We start from the raw sequence: 21,465 nt of genomic DNA, 5'->3' as shown, positions 1-21,465 counted from the left end.
CTCGTCCTGCAGCTATCCCATCTCGAAATGATTCGCCACGACTGCTGAATATCTATCCGAACGTACAGCCACCCGTATCTGTGCCGCTTGTCTCCCAATTCGAGCCGCAGTTGCTGTATTCGCTGGTGGTATTCCCGGCAGAGGTCGGTACTTTTAAGTCAATCTATACCCCAAAATCGGGATGACGCTTCGCTTGGAGGGCCGAAGCGTCAGCGGGGACCAATTCAGGGCGGCAAGCGTCCGACCGGGCATGTTTTGCCCGGTCGGTTCGCTTTCCACTCGTTATAACTGTTGGATAGTGTCTACTGACCGGCCCCACTATCGTATGTCTCGTTCCCGACAGCGGCGGTCATACATATATTCCAGTCGTTGACACCTGGTGGCTCGTCAGTAATCGACAACACGATGTGCCGTTTCCCATCAGCGTCGTTATCTGTGACGGATCGAGTTGACATGGACGAACGCCGTGTCTATCGACTGGACGCTTTTTTCGCTCCGATATATTTATGCTATTCCGATAGTAATGTAAAAGTGGACATTACCGATGTACGACTTGACAGGATTTCAGCGTGACCTCCTATATGTCATCGCTGGGAAAGAGGAGCCGCACGGACTCGCAATCAAAGAAGAACTCGAAGAGTACTACGAGAAAGAGATCCACCACGGTCGACTGTATCCGAACCTCGACACGCTCGTCGATAAGGGCCTCGTCGAGAAGGGTCAGCGGGATCGACGGACGAACTACTACAGTCTGACACGGCGCGGCCGGCGTGAAATCGAAGCGCGACGCGAGTGGGAACAGCAGTACATCGATCTGTGATCGCGACAGTCGCTTCCTCGCACTTCCGTCGGTAGCTACTGCTCTTCAAGTCCTGGCTCCGGAACGACGCCGTCTTCCTCGCCGCCGTCCAGTTCGTATTCTTCCCGGAGTTTCCGGATCCGATCACGGATGTCGGCTGCGAGTTCGAATTCGAGATTGTCGGCGGCGGCATCCATCCGTTCCTGTAGCTCCTCGATCAGATGTGCTGCGGCGTCGGCATCTTCGGGCTCCATTCCGGCGGTGTCGCGCGTCTCGGTCTTGCTGCCGGGCAGGTTCGTTTCGCCGATCTCCTTCTCGATGGTCGTCGGCTCGAAACCGTGTTGCTCGTTGTATTCCCGCTGGATCCGACGGCGGCGGCGGGTCTCCTCGATTGCGGATTCCATCGCGTCGCTCGAGTCGTCAGCGTAGAGCAGCACCTGTCCGTTGACGTTGCGAGCGGCCCGTCCCATCGTCTGCACCAGCGTCGTCTCACTCCGGAGAAAGCCCTCCTGATCGGCGTCCAGAATCGCGACGAGCGACACCTCGGGGATGTCCAGCCCCTCTCGTAGCAGGTTGATTCCCACGAGGACGTCGAACTCACCCGCGCGGAGCCCGCGAACGAGTTCGTGTCGCTCCAGCGTGTCGGTCTCGTCGTGCATGTATTCGACGGCGACGCCCGCCTCTTCGAGGTACTCGGTCAGGTCTTCGGCCATCCGCTTGGTGAGTGTCGTCACGAGCACGCGCTCGTCTTGTTCGACCCGATCGCCGATCCGTTCGAGCAGGTCCTCGACCTGTCCGTCAGCAGGACTGACCTCGATTTCGGGATCAACCAGGTGCGTGGGACGGACGATCTGCTCGACGATCCGGTCGCTGACGTCGCGCTCGTAGTCGCCGGGCGTCGCCGAAACGTACAGCGTCCGGTCGGTCTTCCTCTCGAATTCCTCAAATGTCAACGGTCGGTTGTCGTAGGCAGTGGGCAGCCGGAAGCCGTTCTCGACCAGCGAGTCCTTGCGCGACTTGTCACCTTCGTATTGGCCGCGTATCTGCGGGATCGTCTGGTGGGACTCGTCGATGACCGTCAGGAAGTCATCGGGGAAATAGTCGAGCAGCGTATACGGCGCGTCCCCCGACTCGCGATCCGAGAGGTGGACCGAGTAGTTCTCGATACCCGAGCAGTAGCCGGTCTCCTTCAGCATCTCGAGATCGAACGTCGTTCGCTCCTCGATCCGCTGGGCGGCCACGAGATCACCCTGGCGCTCGAAGTAGGAGACGCGTTCGTCCATCAGCCGTTCGATCTCGTCGATCGCCCGCTGGAGGCGCTGTTCGGGAATCGAATAGTGTTCGGCCGGGTGTAACAGGACCGCCGGCTCCTCGCTTTTGATCTCTCCCTCCAGGGGGTCGATCTTCACGAGCCGGTCGATCTCGTCGCCCCACATCTCGACCCGGACCGCATATCGCCCGTACATCGGGTAGATTTCGACGGTGTCCCCGCGCACGCGGAACGTACCCTGTGTGAAGTCCACGTCGTTGCGCTCGTAGTTCAGATCGACCAGCCGTCCGAGCAGTTCGTCCCGGTCGATCCGCTGGCCGCGTTCGAGCCGAAGCGACATATCGACGTAGTTCTGCGGGTCGCCAAGCCCGTAGATCGCCGAGACCGACGCGACGACGATGACGTCGTCGCGGGTCAGGAGCGACCGGGTCGCACTGTGGCGAAGCCGGTCGATCTCCTCGTTGATCGAGGCGTCTTTCTCGATGTACTTGTCCGTCTGCTCGACGTAGGCCTCGGGCTGGTAGTAGTCGTAGTAGGAGACGAAATACTCGACGGCGTTGTTCGGGAACAGCTCGCGAAATTCCTCGTAGAGCTGGGCGGCCAGCGTCTTGTTGTGGGCGATCACCAGCGTCGGCTGCTGGAGCTCCTCGATGGTCCACGAGACGGTATTGGTCTTGCCGGACCCAGTGACACCGAGTAACGTCTGCTCGTCCATCCCCTGCCGGAATCCGTCGGCGAGCTGTTCGATGGCCTCGGGCTGGTCGCCTGCGGGATCGAACGGCGCCTGTACCTCGAACGGACGCTCGGCCTCCGGTCGATCCGGTGACAGCGGGCCTCCACTATCGCTCATTGCTCTCAGCAAGGGGGCCCAGCCACTTCAGGCGCGCGATAGCACCATATATTCCGCCGTCTCGCAACGGAGCGACCGGACGCCTGCACTGCCGGGAGCCGAACCTATTTTCGACTGGCAGTCGTTCACGTGGGTATGGGCGACGTACTTTCCGACGACGAGATCGACGATCGACTTCCCGGCGGATGGAGCCACGACGGCGAGGAGATCGTTCGCACCTTCGAGTTCGACTCGTATCTCCCGGGCGTGGGGTTCGCGTCCGGAGTCGGGGGCCTCGCGGAGGACGCCTGGCATCATCCAGAGATCACGATCACGTGGGGTGAAGTCGAGGTGCGGCTGACGACCCACGACGCGGGCGGCATTACCGGGCAGGACATCGAACTCGCTCAGCGCTGCAACGAAATATACGAGTGACGAGACTGTCGTGCAGTGTGGTGGTTAGTTGCCCAATCCTTCTCCAACGTAGCTGTGTGGTTAGTACGGTGCGTAGAAGACCCACCCTTCCGGCGGGACGCTGATCTTCACCCAGCCGTCGTTGTTGACCGTCACGTCGCTGGCGTTCCCGGAGTAGTCGTTGAGCGTCTCGTCACGCCAGGACGTGTAGACCCACTCGTCACGCCAGCTGCTGGTGTTGTTGTTCAGTCCAACTAGCAGGTTGTTGTACCGTTCGTACACCAGCAAGTCGTTGCCGGAGTGGCGATAGTAGGTTTCCCCGCCGGCCAGGTTCTTCTTGACCCAGACCATGTTGTTGATGTTGTCGTTGTCGAGCAGCCAGCTCGGATAGAGGTTGTAGTGTACGGGGTATCCCTCGATCGTCGAGGCGTACGCGAAGGCCAGTTCGTACTGGCTCGGTCCGTCCTCGTCGTGATTATCAGCGAACGGCACCGAGTGCCACGGGTCCTGTCCGGTGATGCCAGCGCCTTCGAGCGCACTCATATCGCCGTACTCGAAGGCATCGTGCATCGTGAAAAAGAGAGGGTAGTCAAAGACGTTCATCCCGGTATCCGCGTAGTTCTGGACGTAGTCGACGTTCCCGTCGTAGACTTCGCCGACCTTGAACATCCCGTTGTCGTCGGCCCACTGGTTCGCGTAGTCCGAGAAGAAATCGGTGTACATGTGCTTTGCCGCGTCGAACCGGTGGCCGTCCGCACCGAACTCGGCCATCTTGTCCATGTAGTTTTTGAGTTGCTGGCGGACGTAGGCCGGATCGCCGTCGGTGTGGCTGAGCTGGCCGAGGTCCTTCAGCCCGAGGAACTCGCCGTGTTTGACCTGATGCGGGTCGCTCCAGTCGTCGATCGCTCCGACGTCGTGGTGGAAGTGTTCGTATTCGAACTGCGGGAACGTGTCGTAACTGGCCGCCGCCATGTGGTTGAGAACCGTGTCGAGGTACACCTCGACTCCATGGGAGTGTGCAGTATCGATCAGTGACTGCAACTCCGACTCGGTGCCGAACTCGCTGTTGAAGTTTCGAAGATCGACCGGCTGATACCCCAGCGGCGGGTCGTTTCGCCCATCCTGGTCGTCCCACGTGAGGATCGCCTCTGCCGGTTGCTGGATCCAGATTGCGTCGTAACCGATATCAGCAATAGTCGGGATGTCGGACTCGACAGTACTCCACGGCTCGTGAAAGTACTGCATCATGATGGGCTCGCCTGCCGCCTCGGCGGGCGAGCTTCCTGCCGATCCGAAACCGAGCGCACCGAGCGCTGCTGTACCGATGCCTTTCAGGACGCTACGTCTGCTCGTTCGAGGGGTTTCGCGCATGGATAGTCAACCTCGCTACGTGACACCGATTGTGTCCTAGTGGCACGCACCTCGATATCAGAATCTTCATTATTAAATTTGACGACCTGGGATGAGATAGTCATACAAACTTCACGAGAGGACGTTTGTCGTGGATCCCTGCCTTGTCGTGGACCTCGTGCTTAAGACCGCGGACGCGCACGGAGTGTACATGGAGGACGAAAACGCGAAAGATCCGGATCTCCGGAGCGCGGAGGTCACGGAAGGAACAGAACGCGCCCCCCATCGAGCGATGTTCCGCGCGATGGGATACGACGACCAGGACCTCTCCTCGCCGATGGTCGGGATCGCCAACCCGGCGGCGGACATCACGCCGTGTAACGTCCACCTGGACGAGGTCGCCGAGTCGGCCTACGAGGGCATCGACGAGTCCGGCGGCATGCCGATCGAGTTCGGGACGATCACCGTCTCCGACGCGATATCGATGGGGACCGAGGGGATGAAGGCGTCGCTGATCTCCCGGGAGATGATCGCCGACTCGGTCGAACTTGTGAGCTTCGCCGAGCGGATGGACGGGCTGGTGACGATCGGCGGCTGTGACAAGAACATGCCGGGGATGATGATGGCCTCGATCCGGACGGATCTCCCCTCGGTGTTCCTCTATGGCGGGTCGATCATGCCCGGCGAGCACGACGGCCGCGAGGTGACGATCCAGAACGTCTTCGAAGGCGTCGGCTCGGTCGCACAGGGCGAGATGTCCGAGGCGGAACTCGACGAGATGGAGCGCCACGCCTGTCCCGGGGCCGGCTCCTGCGGTGGGATGTTCACGGCCAACACGATGGCCTCGATCTCCGAGGCGCTCGGGTTCGCGCCGCTGGGCAGTGCCGCGCCGCCGGCCGAGGAGTGGTCGCGCTACACCGTCGCTCGCGAGAGCGGCGAACTCGCCGTCGAGGTCGTCCAGGAGCAGCGCCGCCCGTCGGATTTCCTCAGCAAGGCGAGCTTCGAGAACGCGATCGCGCTGCAGGTCGCCGTCGGCGGTTCGACCAACGCCGTCTTGCACCTGCTGGCGATGGCCGCCGAGGCGGGCGTCGACCTCGACATCGAGGACTTCAACCGGATCAGCGCACGCACGCCCAAGATCGCGGACTTCCAGCCCGGCGGCGAGAAGGTTATGAACGACCTCTACGAGGTCGGCGGCGTCCCGGTCGTACTGGAGGCCCTGCGTGACGCCGACCTGATCGACGGCGACGCCCGGACGGTCACGGGCAACACGATCGGCGAGGAACTGGCCGCGATGGACCTGCCGACGATCGAGGAACTCGACGTCGAGTACCTCCGGCCGGTCGAGGATCCGTTCCACGAGCGCGGTGCCATCCGTATCCTCTCGGGTAACCTCGCGCCCGACGGTGCGGTCATCAAGATCACCGGGTCGGACCACCTCCACCACGAGGGGCCGGTCAGAGTCTTCGAGGAGGAATCCGAGGCGATGGAATACGTCCAGGAAGGGCACGTCGAGTCCGGTGACGCGATCGTCATCCGCAACGAGGGGCCACGCGGCGGACCCGGCATGCGCGAGATGCTCGGCGTCACGTCGGCGGTCGCCGGCCAGGGCCACGCCGAGGACGTGGCGCTTTTGACAGACGGCCGGTTCTCCGGCGCGACTCGCGGGTTCTCGATCGGGCACGTCGCGCCCGAGGCGTACGTCGGCGGCCCGATCGCCGCACTCGAGGACGGCGATCGGATCACGATCGACATCGACGACCTCGAGCTGTCGATCGACCTGAGCGACGAGGAGATCGAACGCCGGCTCGAAGCGCGTGACGAACCCGAACCGAACTACGAGGGTGGGTTCCTGGCGAAGTACCACCGCGACTTCGGCTCGGCGGCGAACGGTGCGGTGACGAACCCGGCAGCGAAGTGGGAGTGACCCGAGCAGCACGCACGGGTAGCCGGATTTCTCAACAGAAGATCACCGGTTATACTCCGGCTGTGTTCGCATTTGAGAAGAGTTAAATCCGGACTGGGGCAAAACCTCCGACGTGCAACCGAACCAGTGGGTCATGGCGGTTATCGTGGGACTGCCGTTCCTCGCTGCAGCCCTGACGCCGCTCGTCTACCGGCTGCTCGGCGAGCGAACTGCCTACGCGTCTGCGGCAGTTGCGGCCGTCACGTTCGGCCTCGTCGGCTGGTTTGCGATGACCGGCGCGCGCGGGCTCGTCTCCTGGACGTGGATCGACGCGCCCGGGTTCGAGGTCGCGCTGTCGTTTTACGTCGACGGGCTCTCGCTTCTGATCGGCTTTCTGGCCAGCGGGATCGGCGTCCTGATTCTCACTTACTCCGGCGGATACATGCACGAGGAGCCGGGGAAGATGAAGTTCTACGCCACGCTGCTGGCGTTCATGGGGTCGATGCTCGGCGTCGCCTTCGCTGCCGATCTCATCGTCCTGTTCGTCTTCTGGGAGTTGACCAGTATCTCGTCGTTTATTCTGATCGGCCACTACACCGGCCAGTCGTCCTCGCAGTACGCCGCCCGCAAGTCGATGCTCATCACGGTCGCCGGCGGGCTGTTCATGCTACTCGGATTTCTGCTCGTGGCCGGTGAGGGCGGGACCCTCCAGTTGCTCGGCACCGACCAGGCGCTGCTCGCACAGGCCGACTCGATCCGTGAGGGGCTCCGTGCAGACGGGCTGTTCGTGCCCGCGCTCGTATTGATCGGGATCGGCGCCGCCGCGAAGTCCGCGCAGGTCCCGCTGCACATCTGGCTGCCCAACGCGATGGAGGCACCGACACCCGTTTCGGCGTTCCTGCACTCGGCGACGATGGTCAAGGCGGGCGTCTATCTCGTCGGCCGTTTCCGACCGCTGTTGGCCTCCGAGGAGTGGCAACTGCTGTTCGTCACGATGGGACTGGTGACGATGACCGTCGCGGCGATCCTGGCTGTCGGAGCGAGCGATATCAAGGAGTTGCTGGCGTATTCGACGGCCTCGCACCTGGGGCTGATTATCGCCGGGTTCGGCGTCGTCGGAGGCGGTGCGAGCGCGTACGGGGCCGAGACCGGGGCGTTTCACATCCTCAACCACGCCGCGTTCAAGGCCGCACTCTTCCTCGTGGCCGGGATCATCGCCCACGAAGCCGGGACACGGATGATCGACGACCTCGGCGGGCTGTGGCGTGATCTGCCAGTCGCCGCCGGCGTTACGGTCGTTGCCGCGCTCGGGATGGCCGGCGTCCCACCGTTCAACGGCTTCTACTCCAAGGAGTTCCTCTTCGAGGCGACCTACGAACTCGCACACGCCTCGGGCGGGCTGTGGTGGATCCTGCCGGTCGTCGCCGTCTTCGGGAGCGTGTTCACGTTCCTGTATTCGATCCGCTTTTTGATGCTGTTCTTCGGCGAGAAGCCCGAGGCGCTTGACCACGTCCACACGCCGCCGTGGTCGATGCGACTGCCGGCGGTCGTGCTGGCCGTCGTCGCCGGGATCATCGGAATCGGCGGGATCACCGCGACGGCCGGCGTCCACATCGACCCGCTCGAGGAGTTCGTCCGGCAGGTCGTCGGCGCGACCGCGATCGACCAGGGTGGCGAGCACGGTGCACACTTCTCGTATTACCTGCCGACTGAGCTCACGGTTCCGGTGGCGATGAGCGCGACGACGGTCGGACTCGGCATCGTCGCGTATCCGTTCTATAGCCAGCTCCGAACGACGATCGTCCGATTGCGGTCGGTTCCGGTGCTCAGCGCGAACTGGTATTACGACTCGGCCGTCGACGGCCTCGATCGTCTTCGCGTGGTCGAGTCGACGATCCAGACGGGGCTGCTTCGCACGTACGCGATGATGCTGTTGCTCGCGGTAAGCGTGATGACACTGCTGGCCTACGCCGTGACGGCCGTCGCGCTGCCGTCGTTCGCGGGGATCGTCACGCCCGTCCCGATGGCAATCGTCCTCGGCGTCGCCGTCGTGGCTGCGCTGGCACTGACGCGCGCGCCCTCGCACATTGTGGGCGTGCTGACGCTCTCGATCCTGGGGTTCATGGTGGCGATCTTCTACATCCTGGGAGACGCCCCCGATCTGGCGCTGACGCAACTGCTCATCGAGACGCTCGTGCTCGTGCTCTTTTTGCTGGTGCTCGACAAGCTACCCCCGTTCTACGGGGAGGCGCGTCGGTCGGTCATCGCGAGAGACGCCATCGCGTCGGGTATCGTCGGGATCACGGTCTTCCTGACGGTGCTGGTGACGACGGGCGCAAACCCCGATCAGCGGATCGCGAATTTCTTCCTCGAACGCGGCGGCGTGCCGGCCGAACACGGGACGTGGATTCTCGATCACGGCGGGGGTGCCAACATCGTGAACGTCATCCTCGTCGACTTCCGTGCGTTCGATACACTCGGCGAGATATCGGTGATCGCGATGGCCGCGCTGTCCGTGATCACGCTGGTCGCGATGCGCGAACGAGGTGAGACACAGTGACAGAAAACGAGCCGACTGTCATCGCTCGAACAGTCGTCAGAGTCGTCGTACCGATCATCTTGATCACGGCAGTGTCGCTGCTGCTGCAGGGTCACAACGCCCCCGGAGGTGGTTTTATCGGCGGCGTCCTGACCGCCGTCGCGTTCGTGCTCGTCTACATCATCTTCGGGCTGGATTACTTCGAGACGGAGATCCTCGACCGGGCGGCCCTGCCCCGTGCGATTCCCGGTGAACCCGTCGAAGACGGGAAGCAGCAACGGCCCGGCGTGACGAAGGAGTTCAGCGAAGTGCTGGCGATCGGACTGGCGCTCGCTGCCGGGAGCGGGATCGTCGCGATCGCACTCGGCTATCCGTTCCTCAGCCAGGCCGTCGTCTTCGTGGAGGGCGTTCCACTGTTCCACGAGATCGAGGTCGCGTCGGCGCTGGCGTTCGATCTCGGGGTGTACTTTGTCGTCGTCGGTGGACTGCTGACGGTCGTCGCGGTGGTGGGTGCCGAATGATCGCACGCGTTCTCGCCGCTGGCGGTGCTGGAGCGTACGTCCCGGCCCGGGACCCACAGTTCCTGCTGGCGGTCGTCCTCGGCCTGCTGTTCGCGCTGGGAACGTTCCTCGTCCTCCGGCGTGACATCGTACAGGTCGTCTGGGGCATCTCGATTCTCAGCCAGGCTGCGAACGTCTATCTCGTGACGATGGGCGGTCTCGCCGGCTCGGTCCCGTTCGTCGGCCACGGCAGTCACGGGGCGACGGCGACGACCGATCCGCTCGTCCAGGCGCTCGTGTTGACGGCGATCGTCATCGGGTTCGGGACGACCGCGTTCGCGCTGGTGCTTACCTACCGGGTGTACGAGGAACACGGAACACTCGATCTCACTGAACTGGGTGATACACATGAGTAACGTCGTCGTCGCGCCGCTTCTGGTCGCACTGGTCACGGCCGTTTTAACGCTCGTCACGCGCTCGCGTCCGCGCGTCCAGCGGGCGATCAGCCTGCTCGGCGGGGCCGGATACGTCGGCGCCGTCGGTGCGCTCGTGTGGCAGGTCTTCTCGGAGTCGATCCTGACGTATCAGCTCTCTGGCTGGACGGCTCCGTACGGGATCACGCTGGTCGCCGATCAACTCGCGGCGTTTATGCTCGCGATGAGTGCCCTGGTGACGATCGCGGCGCTCGTGTTCTCGGCGGACTACATCGAGACGTTCGGCCAGCAACTCGCGTACCATCCGCTGTTCCATCTGATGGTTGTCGGCGTCACCGGGGCGTTTCTCACGGGCGACATCTTCAACCTCTTCGTCTGGTTCGAAGTCATGCTCATGCCCAGTTACGTCCTGGTGGTCTTTTACAGCGGCCCCGAGCACACCCGCGCGGCCCTGCAGTACGCAGTTTTGAATCTGATCGGCAGCGCCGTTATGCTGCTATCCATCGGTGGCATCTACGCCACGACTGGGACGCTTAACATGGCCGATCTGGCTGTCAGGCTGTCCAATCCCGGGGCGTTCGGTATCGCCGTCGAGCCGGTCGTCGGCCTCGCCGCCCTGTTGTTCGCGGTGTTCGCACTCAAGGCTGGGATCGTCCCGTTCCACTTCTGGGTGCCCGACGCCTACGAGGCGGCGCCCGCACCGGTCTCGGCAATGTTGGCCGGCGTGACGAAGAAAGTCGGCGTCTACGCGATCATCCGGTTGCTCTTTACGGTCTTCGGGGCCGCTCACCTCGATCTCGGGCCGTTCGGAGACGGATCGATGTTGCTGTTCTTCGGCCCGATCCTGTTCGTGATGGCGATCGGGAGTGCGTTCCTCGGCGGGTTCGCCGCCGTGGGCCAACCTAACCTGGATCGCCTGCTGGCGTACTCTTCGATCGCGCAGGTCGGGTTCATCGTGCTGCCCCTGGCGGTCGTCGCAACGATTCCGCTGGGTGACGCCGGATCGGTGGCTGTGCTGGGCGGCGAGTACGTGGTTCCCGCCGGCAAGTCCGCGACCGACGGGCTCCGGGTCCTCGGGATCGTCGCCGCGCTGCTGTACGCGCTGAATCACGCCGTCGCGAAGTCGTTGCTGTTCCTGGTGAGCGGCACGATCAACGCGGCCGTCGGGACGATATCGACCGACGATCTCGGCGGGTTGACACGCAGCCGGCCGTATCTCTCGACCGCGTTCCTGCTGGGCGGCCTGAGTCTGGTCGGAATCCCCCCGCTGATGGGCTTTTTCGGCAAGCTCACCGTGTTCGAGACGGCAGCGACGGCGATGAGCGCGAGCGGACCAATCGGAGAGATCGCCGCCATCGCCGCACTCGGCGCCGCGATACTCACGATCGCGTACGTCTCGAAAGTCTGGAGCGACGCTTTCTGGGGCACCCAGAGTGACGCCGTTCTGCGAGCGACGGCACAGCCGGTGGCCCTGCTGTCGGTCGTCGCCGTGCTTGCACTGACCCTGGTCGTGCTCGGGATCGCCCTCGATCCGGTGTACGAGGGGGCTCACGGCGCGGCGAACGCGGCACTGGACCGCGGTGCATACATCGACGCCGTCGATCCGAGTTACACGGAGGTGCAACGATGAAACGCTGGCCAGTTATCGGACTGACCCTCGCCGTCCTGTGGGTCTTCGTCAACGGAGCACCGCTCACCCCGACCGGAATCGCGACGACACTGCTGGTCGGTCTCCTGGTCGGACTGCCGATCGCGTACGTCCTCCGGCGGTTCTACACTGCGGAGATGAACGTCCGCGGCGGGCTGCTGGCGGCTCCGTTCGGCGTGTTGTACGTTCTGTTGTTCGTCCGTGAGCTGCTCGTCGCGAACCTGGACGTCGCCTGGCGGGTGTTAGCACCGTCGATGCCGATCAAGCCGGATGTCGTCGAGGTCCCGCTCCGCGTGGAGTCCGATCTCGCCGTCACGACGATCGCAAACAGCATCACACTCACGCCTGGGACGCTCACGATGGATTACGATCGCGACCGAAATACGCTGTACGTCCACGGGATCACGGGGGCAAACAGGGGGGCCGTCGTCGAACCCATCCGGCGCTGGGAGGACTACGCGCTGCGGATCTTCGACGAGGAGCGCTCCCCGGGCGATCCGGTCCCGGATCCGGACACGCTCGGAGGTGAGACCGATGGCGAGTGAACTGCCGGCCCTGCTGGAGACGATGGTGTTCGCCGCGCTCGTGCTCGCCAGCAGCGTCACGCTGCTCGCGGGGTATCGAGTTATCGTCGGGCCGACCACGCCGGATCGCGTCGTCGCGCTGGACACGATCGGGACGAACGTCGTCGCGATCGCTATCCTCTATGCCCTTCAGACCGGTGAAGGGCTGTTCGTGACGGTGAGTCTCGTCCTCGCGATAATCGGGTTCGTGAGCACGATCGCCGCCGCACGGTACATCACGGAAGGTGACATCATCGAATGACAATGCACGTACTTCGCGTCGCTGTCCTGGCCGCGTTGCTCGCTATCGGGTCGTTTTTCCTCATCATCGGGACCGTCGGGCTACTCCGACTGCCCGATATCTACAACCGTATGCACGCGACGAGCAAGGCGACGACCCTCGGTGCGGCGTCGCTGTTTCTCGCCGGTGCGGTCTACTTCGGCCCGGAAGGACCCGGGCTGGTGTCGCTGGTCGGGATCGTCTTTCTGTTTCTGACGGCTCCGACCGGCGCACACGTCATCTCCCGGGCCGCCCAGAAGATGGGCGTTCCATTCCACGGGAACGCGGACTGGCCCGACGACGTGAACGACGAGTCATAGCGACCTCGTTTTGCGGTTCGTTTGACGCCCGTTTCAGAGCACTCTACGATACGATTAGCCTATTCGGAGCGTACGGCATCGTCGGCCAGTCGCCCAGCAACGGCCGCTCCGACCGCCTGTTTGTCCCCACTGACCGTCTCGATGTCGTCGTCGACCAACAGCACGCGGGTTTCATCGTCCCCCATGACGCTGGCGTCATTGGCGACGACGAACTCGAGATCGACCCGATCACGGAGTTCGCGCGCCCGCTCGACCAGCGTCTCGTCGTCACTGCCTGTCTCGGCCTTGAATCCGACCATCGAGAGATCCGGGTGTGCGTCCCGAACGGTATCGAGGAGCTTCGGCGTCGGTTCGAGGTCGAGCGTCAGCGACCCCTGTCCCGATCGGATCTTCTCGTCGGCAGCTTCGACGGTGTAGTCGGCGATCGCGGCCGCCGAGACGAGTGCGTCGGCGTCCTCGACGCTGTCCTCGACGGCCGCGAGCATCTCCGCAGCGCTTTCGACGGACTCGACGGTCGCGTATGGCACGTCCGGCCCGTCGTGGACGAGCGTCACGTCGGCTCCCCGGGCGTAACAGGCTCGTGCGACCGCTCGACCAGTCGCCCCGCTCGCGCGGTTCGTGAGGAGCCGGATCGGGTCGATCGACTCCGTGGTTGCGCCCGCTGTGACGACGACGTGGTCCCCTTCAAGTGGTCTATCGCCGACGGCGCGGGCGACGCCGGTCGCGATCGCATCGTCGCTGGCGATCTTGGCCTTGCCCTCCTCGATCCGTGGCTCGACGAAGTGGACGCCCCACGATTCGAGTTGTTCGATAGCCTCCAGCACGCCCGGGTGGTCGTACATCGGCTTGTGCATCGCCGGGACGACGACGACCGGGAGCCCGGAGCCGAGTGCGGTCGTCGCACACGTCGTCACCGGCGTGTCGTCGACGGCGCTGGCCATTTTCCCGACAGTATTGGCCGTCGCCGGCGAAATCAGGTAGACGTCCGCCCAACCCTCGACCCCGCATAGCTCGACGTGCTCGACGCTGCCGGTGATTTCGGTCACGACCTCTCTCTCGGTCGCGAACTCGATCGACCACGGATGGATGATGTTCGTCGCTTCGGGAGACATCACGGCGCGGACGTTCGCGCCGCGCCGTCTGAGCTCGTGGATGAACTCGACGGCCCTGACGGCCGCGATCGACCCCGTGATTCCGAGTGCGACGTTGACGCCCTCCAGCATACGTCTACCTTCGCTGGCCGGGGGTTTGAAACCATCTCTATCGATCGGTGGTCAGCCTCACGCTAGCGGCTGACGGTTCGGACTGAGGGGGGTCGCGTTTCCATCTCAAGGCGACTGGCGTTTCGCAGAGTGCTCCCGGCTGACGAAACTATTACAGGAAGAGATATACAATGTATATGTGTGACCACGACAATCCGCGTTTCCGATGAGATCAAAGACCGACTCGAGCGGCTGAAACGCGATGACGAGACGTATGACGAGTTGCTTGACCGTCTGAGTCGGGCCGAAAAAGACATCGACGCTATCGCCGGAAGTTTCGACAGGCCGGAAGATGACGGTCTAGCGGAATCTGTCAGCCAGGCATACGAGACGTTAAACCAGTCTCTCGACGACCGGACGGAGCGACCTAGGCGATGATCGTACTCGATAACGATACCGCGGTCAAAATCCTTCGCGAAGGCGATGCAGCGGTGACATCTCATCTGCGTCAGTACAGCTCTGAGACCTGGGCGATCCCGTCGTTGGTGGCCTTCGAGTTCTTCCAACACTACGACGAACTGGCTATCGTCGCACAGACTCAGCAACGGCTGCACGACGTTTTCGACGAAATTCTCCCTCTCACCGACGATGTCGCCGTCGAAGCGTGGCGAATCAACGATCGTCTTCTCTCGCAGGGTATCGGACTCGACAAGCTTGACTTGCTACATCTCGCTACCGCCTCAGAGGCCGGTGGGACGTTCGTCACCCACAATTCCAGCGACTTCGACAAAACACCAGTCCATCAGCTTACCGATATCGACGTTATCGTCGCCTAGCTCTACGCCAGATCGAAATGCTCGGCTGCAGTCTCCATATCCTTGTCACCGCGACCGCTCAGATTGATGATGATCGTCTCGTGGCTGGTCTCCTCGAGCACCTGCTTGGCCATCGCGAGCCCGTGGCTGGTCTCCAGTGCGGGGATGATACCTTCGGTCTCGCTGAGCGTTCGGAACGCCTCTAGTGCTTCGTCGTCTGAGATCGCACGGTACTGTGCGCGACCGGTCTCGCGGAACATCGCGTGCTCGGGACCGACGCCGGGATAGTCGAGTCCGGCCGATACAGAGTGCACGTCGACATCGTCGTCGATCACGCGCGTTTTCATGCCGTGGATCACGTCGTCAGTCCCGTCGTCGAGCGGGGCGGCGTGTCGGTCCGACCCCGACCCCTCACCGCCGCCTTCCCCGCCGTAGAAGGCAACGTCGTCGTCGCGGAACGCGTGAAAGAGCCCGATCGCGTTCGAACCGCCGCCGACGCAGGCGACTGCGGCATCTGGCAGTTCGCCCACCTGTTCGAGGATCTGTTCGCGTGCTTCCGTGCCGATGACCGATTGAAACTCCCGAACCATCCGCGGGAACGGGTCCGGTCCGACGACGCTCCCGACCAGGTAGTGAGTGTCCTCGATGTTCCGCGCCAGGTCCTCGAGCGCCACGTCGACTGCATCGGCGAGCCCCTCACCGCCCTGGGTGACTTCCGTGACATCCGCGCCCATCAGCCGCATCCGGAAGACGTTCATCCGCTGGCGCTGGACGTCTTTCCGGCCCATGTAGATCTCGGTGTCCATGTCGAACAGCGCGCCGGCCATTGCCGTCGCCGTACCGTGTTGGCCGGCTCCTGTCTCGGCGATCAGCCGTTCCTTGCCGGCCTTTTTCGCGAGCAGTCCCTGTCCGACCGCGTTGTTGATCTTGTGTGCCCCACCGTGCAGCAGATCCTCGCGTTTCAGATAGATCTCACCGCCCCACCGCTCGGAGAGGTTCTCGGCGTGATACAGGGGCGTCGGCCGGCCGGCGTACTGTCGGAGTATCGAGCGAAATTCGTCCTGGAACGTCTCCGTCTGTACGATCTCGTCGAACGCGTTTGCGAGGCGTTCGAGCGGTTCCTCCAGCATGTCGGGGACGTGCCTGCCCCCGTATCCCTCGAAATCACCGGTGTCTTCTGACATCGCCTGGAATATCGGGACTGGTGCCCATAACTGTGGCCCTTGTCGTGAGCCCGGTTCCTTTTGACGCACGCGACCGCAATGCCGATGTGGACACGATCGAAGTCACCACTGTCGTGTACCGCCCGAAAGCCGACGTGTACGAGTTTCTCGTCGACTTTCCACGATACGCGGAGCTGTCCGAACACCTTCGGACGGTCCACCAGAACGGCGATGGGTCTCCGAGGACTACCTATCGCCTCGAATTCGCCTGGTGGAAACTCACCTATACCGCTCGGTCGACTGTGACTGACCTCACGCCGCCGGAACGGATTGACTGGCGGCTCACGAAGGATATCGACGCTCGTGGGTCCTGGGTACTCGAATCCGAATCACCTCCCGGGGAACGAGACGCTGCAACACGGATTCGGTTTATCGTCCACTATGACCCTCAGTCAGCCGGTGCAGGGTCGATCGATCTCCCCCGCTTTGTCTCGCTCGGTTGGGTGATCGAACGAGTCAAGCCGCTCATCCGGGACGAGGCCGAACGAATCGTCGAGCGACTGGTCACTGAGATCGAAGGTGAGTCCCGACCTGTCGACCTCGAAATCCACACGAGCCGGAGTGAAACAGGTCAGACCTCTGGCTCACCGTAGTCGCCACCATACTTCATGAAGAAGTATGCGAGCCCGAGCGTCGAGGCCATCGCGACGCCGGAAGCGACACCGATCGTCTTTGCACTCCCCGGAAGGCTTGGTCCGCTCGTGCCGCCGACCTCGACGGTGGCAATGTCGTCGCCGACGGCGACGGCGCCGAGCATGCCGAGGTTCTGATGGGGGTCACAGTAGTAGGTGACGATGCCTGATTCTTCGAAGGTCTGTTCGTAGGTGTAGCCTTCCTCGCCGACGGGATCGCCCGAGGAGAAGTCGGTGTTTTCGCCGACGACGTTGTGGTCACCGCCGTTGCCGGTCCACTCCCAGGTGATCGTGGTGCCGGGATCGACCCAGACGGCGGCCGGGTTGAACGCGTAGCCGTCACTGCCGGCCCCGACTTCGATCGTGACCGCGTCCTGGCCACGGAGATCAGTCGTCGAGCCGTTGAACCCGTTAGCACTGCTCAAGTATCCGCCGTAGTCCGGTTGGACGCTCGCCTGCGCGGCCGCCGATCCGCTCACCGCGAGTGCGCCAGCACCGCTGGCGGTACCGCCAGCTGCTGCCCTGAGAAAGTCACGTCGGGACGTCTCGGAGTTCGTCATGACAGTCGCTTTCCGGTGGCGACTACTGAAGATAGCGAAACCAGCGGTTATTGCTTGGTCTACTTGTCGCGCTCGATGACGAACCGCGTGAACGCCGCCAGTCGCTCGGCAATCGCGGGATCAAGCTGTTCGTCCGGAAGGCGCTCTCTGGCCTGTCGGGCCATTGCTTCGGCACGCTCGCGTGCGTAGTCGATGCTACCCGCGGACTGGTATATCTCGATTGCCTCCATGATCTCCTCGTCCGTGTTGGTATCCGCCCAGAGGATCTCTTCGAGGCGGGCAGTGTCACTCGCCGAGGCGTGTTCTGCTGCATGGATCGCCATTAGCGTCTTTTTGCCCTCCCGGATGTCGTTACCGAACTCCTTGCCGAACTCGCCTGCCTGATCGAGCGTGTGTTCGATGTCGAGAATGTCGTCGCCGATCTGGAACGCGATGCTCATCTGTTCGGCGTACTCGGCGACACGTTGCTCGACCTCGTTCGTTTGCCCAGTAATGATAGCAGGCAATCTGGCGACGATCCGACCGATGCAGCCAGTCTTGCACGCACCCATCTCACAGTATTCCGCTTCGGTGGCCTGTATCTCCTTTTCATTGTGCCACCAGATATCCATTCCCTGGCCGAGATGGGTCCGATTGAGTTCGTACATCAACATCTCGTATATCTCCAGGCGAGTTTCCGCGTCGAGATCGCCACCGTTTCGGGTGATGATCTTCAACGGCAAGAAGTACATCGCGTTACCTGCATTCAACGCGATGTCCGTCCCATACTCGAGATGCAAGGCTGGTCCCCCACGGCGCTTGCTTGCTCCGTCTTCGACATCGTCGACGATGATCGTCCCGTTGTGGAGGATCTCGGGAATGATCGCGTACTGAAGGTAGTCCGTCGGGTCGGCACCGAATCCCTCGAACAGCTGGGCCGCCAGTACGGCTCGCCATCGCTTTCCCCCACGATCCAGAAGCTCCCAGATTGGATCGGACAGCGCCTGTTGAATCGCATCCGGGTCGTATGCGTACGTCGGCGCTCCGAAAAAGTCCGCCAGATACTGCTCGTCGATCTCGCGCGGCAATACCTCGGCGATCGCATCGTCGATGACTGGCTGCCAGTCAGCAAGCACGTCCCGCATACCACCCCTCTCGCTCCGGTAGCACTAAAAATCTGGCTCCTCTCGTGTATTTTCCGGCTGCGGGTCAGGCACCGAATTATATATAGCGATATGTGATTTATACGTTCGATGGTGAACGCAGTATCAGAGCAGTTCACATGTGACCTGTGGTAACATGATTGTACATCACCTCACTGTCTCGGATAGTTGAGGCGGCTGAATGACAGGCCACACGGGGTCTGTGGTCTTCGAGCCACGACCGGCGCCGAAGTGACTGAGACGGCCAGCATACTGGGCACTGCTCAAGTGGTCTTACGGTGTGGCCCCTGGGTCCTGATACCTGCCCGGAGTGATATTGGTGGCGTTTACGGAGCTGACGACACAGTTTTGCCGAGATCAGCTAGCTTCGACTGCGGTGGGATCGAAGTCATCTGTCGCCGCCGGATGACTGACTGCTGAAAAAGCCATACCAGCCCGAGTGAGGCTCCGATTGCTGGCAGTAGATAACTCACTGACAACCTCACTGAGAAATTTTCCCGCGACTGAATGCGCAGGTATTCCACAGCCCCGCACCGCTGGATTGGGATATTACGATTTGCGGTTAGCAACCTGCTCTCGTGGGGCGAAATACCCCGCACTACGATCGAACAGGTGAACCGCTGGCTGTGCCAACCAGCCGTTATCCCGATCATCGACATCCGTGGCGAGGCTCGGGAGTACCTTTTGCTGAATTGTTTTCGCGCCCTTCACGTCCGCGTTCGCAACCGTCTCACACTTCTCACACACGTACAGTCCACGTTCAACGCGCTGATTGTCGTCAGTGTGGCTGCACACCGAACACGACTTCGACGTATAGCATTCCGACACCAACTCCACGTCGATACCCTCAACTCCTGCCTTGTAGTCAAGTGGCGTCGTGAAGCGGTCAAACGCCCATCCGTGTCGATCGAGATCATCGGGGTCGCCCCAGAGGTTCGCCGCTCCCGTCATCTTCCCGGATGCCGCCAAGGTCGCCAGCGACACGCATCCCGACACCGCGTTCGACACATCCCTCAACGATTGCTTTCGAGATACTGTGGGCATCGGACGGGAGACCATCGGTTGATTGCTGACACCGCGAGTGGTCTACTCGATTGTATGGCCGGTGGCTTGCATGGGTATTTGCAGCCAGTCGTGTCGAATTCGTTCAACCGCTACAGTCGGTAGTAACACGACCTGGACGCTACCGTTCAGCCGTGAAAGTGATGGTTGATTTATACGGGTTTCTCCGCCGATAGCCCCAGGGGTTGGAGGTGGAGAACGTCGGTTTACAGGATCGGCGATGACGGGAGGCCAGATCGCGCTCTCAATTTTTATATGGTATTGTAGTACTATACAATCTCTTTTCCGGAGTCGAGATGGTTCGTTGTCATTTTTGACGCTATATAGGGGGCTAGAAAACAGGATAAGTGGCCTTATCCCCGAGACTGGGACAAATTGATATGCCAGGGGGTTCACGACACGCCCATGTCGGACGAACAGGTCGATACGTCGCGGACTGTCGTCAAAACGTACGTTCCCGCATATCAAAAAGACGAATGGCGCGAACACGCTGACGAGCTCGACATGAGCCAAAGCGAGTTCGTCCGTACGATGGTGCAGGCAGGTCGGCGCGGCTTTCCGGAGCAACCGACTCCGGACGAAAGCAAGGAGACATCGACCGAGGAAACGACAACGAGCGACGGAACGGATACCTCTGACGGGCTCGAACAGCGCGTCGAATCCGTGCTCACGGCGGGCGAGTATTACAGCTGGGACGAACTGCTGGCGGCGATTACCGACAATATCGAGGAACGCCTCGATGAGACACTGGCTGACCTGCAAGAGGAGAACGTCGTCCGCTACAGTGGGCGAAACGGTGGCTACACTCTCGTCACATGAGCCGGACAGACGATCCGGAGGAGGACCCGATCGCGTACTTCCTGCAGGACATCGCGTATCAGGGCAAAAGCGAGCGTACACAGGCCGCTTACGAGCGCGTGCTACGGGATTTTGCGCGGTTCCTGGACGATGAGGGTGACAACTATGCGACGGCCGTAGCGACACTCGCTGCGGCCACACACCGCGACTGTATGGCTTATATTCACAGCCTCCGCGGGACAGTCGCCGAGAGTACGGTGGCGACATATGCGTCCTATCTGCACCGTTTTTACGGCTATATGACGCAAGTCGGGACGTTCGATTCGAATCCGATGGCACTCGTCGTCGAAGAGATCGACGAGTCGATCGACACGGACCCACAGCGACGTGAGATATCGCTGATGGAAATGCGGTCGTTTCTTGATCGATTGACTCATCCGCTCGATCGGGCGATCGTCGTGACATTACTCAAGACCGGGATTCGTGCCGGAGAACTCTGCAATTTGGACCAGCGCGATCTCAATCTCACGGACGATCCTCGCAATGGCGTGACTGTACGCCCGCAACTGGAGGGGCGGCCCGACTCACTGTACGTGTCAGCGACACCGACACGGGGATCACAGACGAACGGAGAACACCGGCGAGCGTCGAACAAGCGCCAGCGCGACACTGTCATCCCAGTTGATTCCGAGTTGCGGAATGTCCTTACACGGTGGCTTGCTGTTCGACCCGACTCTATCTCCAATGCAAATCCGCTTTTCACGGGTACGGCAGACAACTGGGGGCGGCGAATCACGACCGATATGGTCCATCATACGGTGACGAGCCACGCCAGCGATGCCGGCTGGTATCACGACGGTGCCGGTGCAGCGGATAACGTCACGCCACATTATTTCCGCCACTTTTTCACGACCCATCTACGCGATCGAACCGGTGATCGTGGGATCGTCAAGTATCTCCGTGGTGACGTTGCACAGGACATCATCGACACGTACACTCACGACTGGGGATCCCGCGTTCGGGACGTATACGAACAACACATCTATCAGCTGCTGTGACGGACTCCCGCATACGCTATCGCTTCCAATAGGTTCGCAATTCGGCCAGATATCTACCCAAGTGGGTATACAGAGGGTCATATTCTCGTTCTATCTCAAACTCATAAACTGCATCTAGCTA

At 61.9% G+C, this 21,465-nt stretch carries 21 protein-coding genes and 1 pseudogene; 15 read left to right on the top strand and 7 right to left on the bottom strand.

Annotated features, from left to right (window positions below):
• Positions 1-544 precede the first annotated feature (544 nt).
• Positions 545-820 carry a PadR family transcriptional regulator gene (locus HSEST_RS07055; RefSeq protein WP_049992552.1) on the top strand — a complete coding sequence of 92 codons (276 nt, stop codon included), beginning with the start codon at positions 545-547 and terminating at the stop codon, positions 818-820.
• A 35-nt stretch (positions 821-855) separates the two neighbouring features.
• On the opposite strand, the gene uvrB is transcribed toward HSEST_RS07055, so the two are convergent.
• Positions 856-2,919 (bottom strand): excinuclease ABC subunit UvrB, encoded by a 2,064-nt coding sequence (uvrB, locus tag HSEST_RS07050; protein ID WP_229120206.1) that lies wholly within the window; start codon positions 2,917-2,919, stop codon positions 856-858.
• Positions 2,920-3,054: 135 nt separating this feature from the next.
• On the opposite strand from uvrB, the gene HSEST_RS07045 reads away from it, so the two are divergent.
• Entirely contained in the window at positions 3,055-3,333 is a 279-nt protein-coding gene (locus HSEST_RS07045) for a 4a-hydroxytetrahydrobiopterin dehydratase (protein WP_229120205.1), read from the top strand.
• 60 nt (positions 3,334-3,393) lie between these two features.
• On the opposite strand, the gene HSEST_RS07040 is transcribed toward HSEST_RS07045, so the two are convergent.
• Complete coding sequence (locus HSEST_RS07040) at positions 3,394-4,683, bottom strand: alpha-amylase domain-containing protein (RefSeq protein WP_229120204.1); 1,290 nt, start codon at positions 4,681-4,683, stop codon at positions 3,394-3,396.
• A 190-nt stretch (positions 4,684-4,873) separates the two neighbouring features.
• Here HSEST_RS07040 and ilvD point away from each other — a divergent pair, with 190 nt between their 5' ends.
• The 8 genes from ilvD (at position 4,874) to mnhG (ending at position 12,852) form a co-directional block, all read left to right on the top strand.
• A complete protein-coding gene (gene ilvD / locus HSEST_RS07035) occupies positions 4,874-6,589 on the top strand; it encodes a dihydroxy-acid dehydratase (RefSeq protein WP_229120203.1) in 1,716 nt (571 codons plus the stop codon).
• Positions 6,590-6,701: 112 nt separating this feature from the next.
• Positions 6,702-9,128 carry a hydrogen gas-evolving membrane-bound hydrogenase subunit E gene (mbhE, locus tag HSEST_RS07030; protein WP_418886507.1) on the top strand — a complete coding sequence of 809 codons (2,427 nt, stop codon included), beginning with the start codon at positions 6,702-6,704 and terminating at the stop codon, positions 9,126-9,128.
• Positions 9,125-9,628 carry an MnhB domain-containing protein gene (locus HSEST_RS07025; RefSeq protein WP_229120202.1) on the top strand — a complete coding sequence of 168 codons (504 nt, stop codon included), beginning with the start codon at positions 9,125-9,127 and terminating at the stop codon, positions 9,626-9,628. Before mbhE ends, HSEST_RS07025 begins: the two co-directional genes overlap by 4 nt.
• Entirely contained in the window at positions 9,625-10,023 is a 399-nt protein-coding gene (locus tag HSEST_RS07020; protein WP_229120201.1) for a sodium:proton antiporter, read from the top strand. The genes HSEST_RS07025 and HSEST_RS07020 overlap by 4 nt, the downstream gene beginning before the upstream one ends.
• Positions 10,016-11,671 carry a complex I subunit 5 family protein gene (locus tag HSEST_RS07015; protein WP_229120200.1) on the top strand — a complete coding sequence of 552 codons (1,656 nt, stop codon included), beginning with the start codon at positions 10,016-10,018 and terminating at the stop codon, positions 11,669-11,671. Before HSEST_RS07020 ends, HSEST_RS07015 begins: the two co-directional genes overlap by 8 nt.
• Positions 11,668-12,234 carry a Na+/H+ antiporter subunit E gene (locus HSEST_RS07010; protein WP_229120199.1) on the top strand — a complete coding sequence of 189 codons (567 nt, stop codon included), beginning with the start codon at positions 11,668-11,670 and terminating at the stop codon, positions 12,232-12,234. Before HSEST_RS07015 ends, HSEST_RS07010 begins: the two co-directional genes overlap by 4 nt.
• On the top strand, positions 12,224-12,514 hold the full coding sequence (locus HSEST_RS07005; protein WP_229120198.1) for a monovalent cation/H+ antiporter complex subunit F: 291 nt from the start codon (positions 12,224-12,226) through the stop codon (positions 12,512-12,514). Before HSEST_RS07010 ends, HSEST_RS07005 begins: the two co-directional genes overlap by 11 nt.
• On the top strand, positions 12,511-12,852 hold the full coding sequence (gene mnhG / locus HSEST_RS07000) for a monovalent cation/H(+) antiporter subunit G (protein WP_418886506.1): 342 nt from the start codon (positions 12,511-12,513) through the stop codon (positions 12,850-12,852). Before HSEST_RS07005 ends, mnhG begins: the two co-directional genes overlap by 4 nt.
• Positions 12,853-12,911: 59 nt before the next feature.
• Here the strand turns inward: mnhG and coaBC are convergent, their stop codons facing one another.
• Positions 12,912-14,075, bottom strand: a complete 1,164-nt coding sequence (coaBC, locus tag HSEST_RS06995) for a bifunctional phosphopantothenoylcysteine decarboxylase/phosphopantothenate--cysteine ligase CoaBC (RefSeq protein WP_229120197.1) — start codon at positions 14,073-14,075, stop codon at positions 12,912-12,914.
• A gap of 180 nt (positions 14,076-14,255) precedes the next feature.
• Between coaBC and HSEST_RS06990 the strand changes: the two genes are divergently transcribed.
• Complete coding sequence (locus HSEST_RS06990) at positions 14,256-14,492, top strand: antitoxin VapB family protein (protein WP_229120196.1); 237 nt, start codon at positions 14,256-14,258, stop codon at positions 14,490-14,492.
• Positions 14,489-14,890: a type II toxin-antitoxin system VapC family toxin gene (locus HSEST_RS06985; protein ID WP_229120195.1), complete on the top strand. Its 402-nt coding sequence runs from the start codon at positions 14,489-14,491 to the stop codon at positions 14,888-14,890. The genes HSEST_RS06990 and HSEST_RS06985 overlap by 4 nt, the downstream gene beginning before the upstream one ends.
• Positions 14,891-14,892: 2 nt before the next feature.
• Here HSEST_RS06985 and trpB read toward each other — a convergent pair whose 3' ends face one another.
• Entirely contained in the window at positions 14,893-16,053 is a 1,161-nt protein-coding gene (gene trpB, locus HSEST_RS06980; protein WP_229120194.1) for a tryptophan synthase subunit beta, read from the bottom strand.
• An 86-nt stretch (positions 16,054-16,139) separates the two neighbouring features.
• On the opposite strand from trpB, the gene HSEST_RS06975 reads away from it, so the two are divergent.
• Complete coding sequence (locus tag HSEST_RS06975) at positions 16,140-16,685, top strand: type II toxin-antitoxin system RatA family toxin (protein WP_229120193.1); 546 nt, start codon at positions 16,140-16,142, stop codon at positions 16,683-16,685.
• On the opposite strand, the gene HSEST_RS06970 is transcribed toward HSEST_RS06975, so the two are convergent.
• From HSEST_RS06970 to HSEST_RS06960, 3 genes and pseudogenes are all read right to left on the bottom strand, one after another.
• On the bottom strand, positions 16,664-17,284 hold the full coding sequence (locus HSEST_RS06970) for a halocyanin domain-containing protein (protein WP_229120192.1): 621 nt from the start codon (positions 17,282-17,284) through the stop codon (positions 16,664-16,666). The two genes, HSEST_RS06975 and HSEST_RS06970, sit on opposite strands and share 22 nt — an antisense overlap.
• 59 nt (positions 17,285-17,343) lie before the next feature.
• Positions 17,344-18,408: a polyprenyl synthetase family protein gene (locus HSEST_RS06965; protein WP_229120191.1), complete on the bottom strand. Its 1,065-nt coding sequence runs from the start codon at positions 18,406-18,408 to the stop codon at positions 17,344-17,346.
• Between the two features lie 567 nt (positions 18,409-18,975).
• A pseudogene (locus tag HSEST_RS06960) lies at positions 18,976-19,465 on the bottom strand (zinc ribbon domain-containing protein); the annotation flags it as partial.
• Positions 19,466-19,893: 428 nt separating this feature from the next.
• Here HSEST_RS06960 and HSEST_RS06955 point away from each other — a divergent pair.
• A complete protein-coding gene (locus tag HSEST_RS06955) occupies positions 19,894-20,307 on the top strand; it encodes a DUF5805 domain-containing protein (protein WP_229120190.1) in 414 nt (137 codons plus the stop codon).
• Complete coding sequence (locus tag HSEST_RS06950) at positions 20,304-21,344, top strand: tyrosine-type recombinase/integrase (protein WP_229120189.1); 1,041 nt, start codon at positions 20,304-20,306, stop codon at positions 21,342-21,344. The genes HSEST_RS06955 and HSEST_RS06950 overlap by 4 nt, the downstream gene beginning before the upstream one ends.
• Positions 21,345-21,465 lie beyond the last annotated feature (121 nt).

Origin of the sequence: Halapricum desulfuricans (assembly GCF_017094465.1) — an archaeon.
Taxonomy (GTDB): domain Archaea; phylum Halobacteriota; class Halobacteria; order Halobacteriales; family Haloarculaceae; genus Halapricum.
This window is presented reverse-complemented; position numbering and strand designations above follow the sequence as displayed.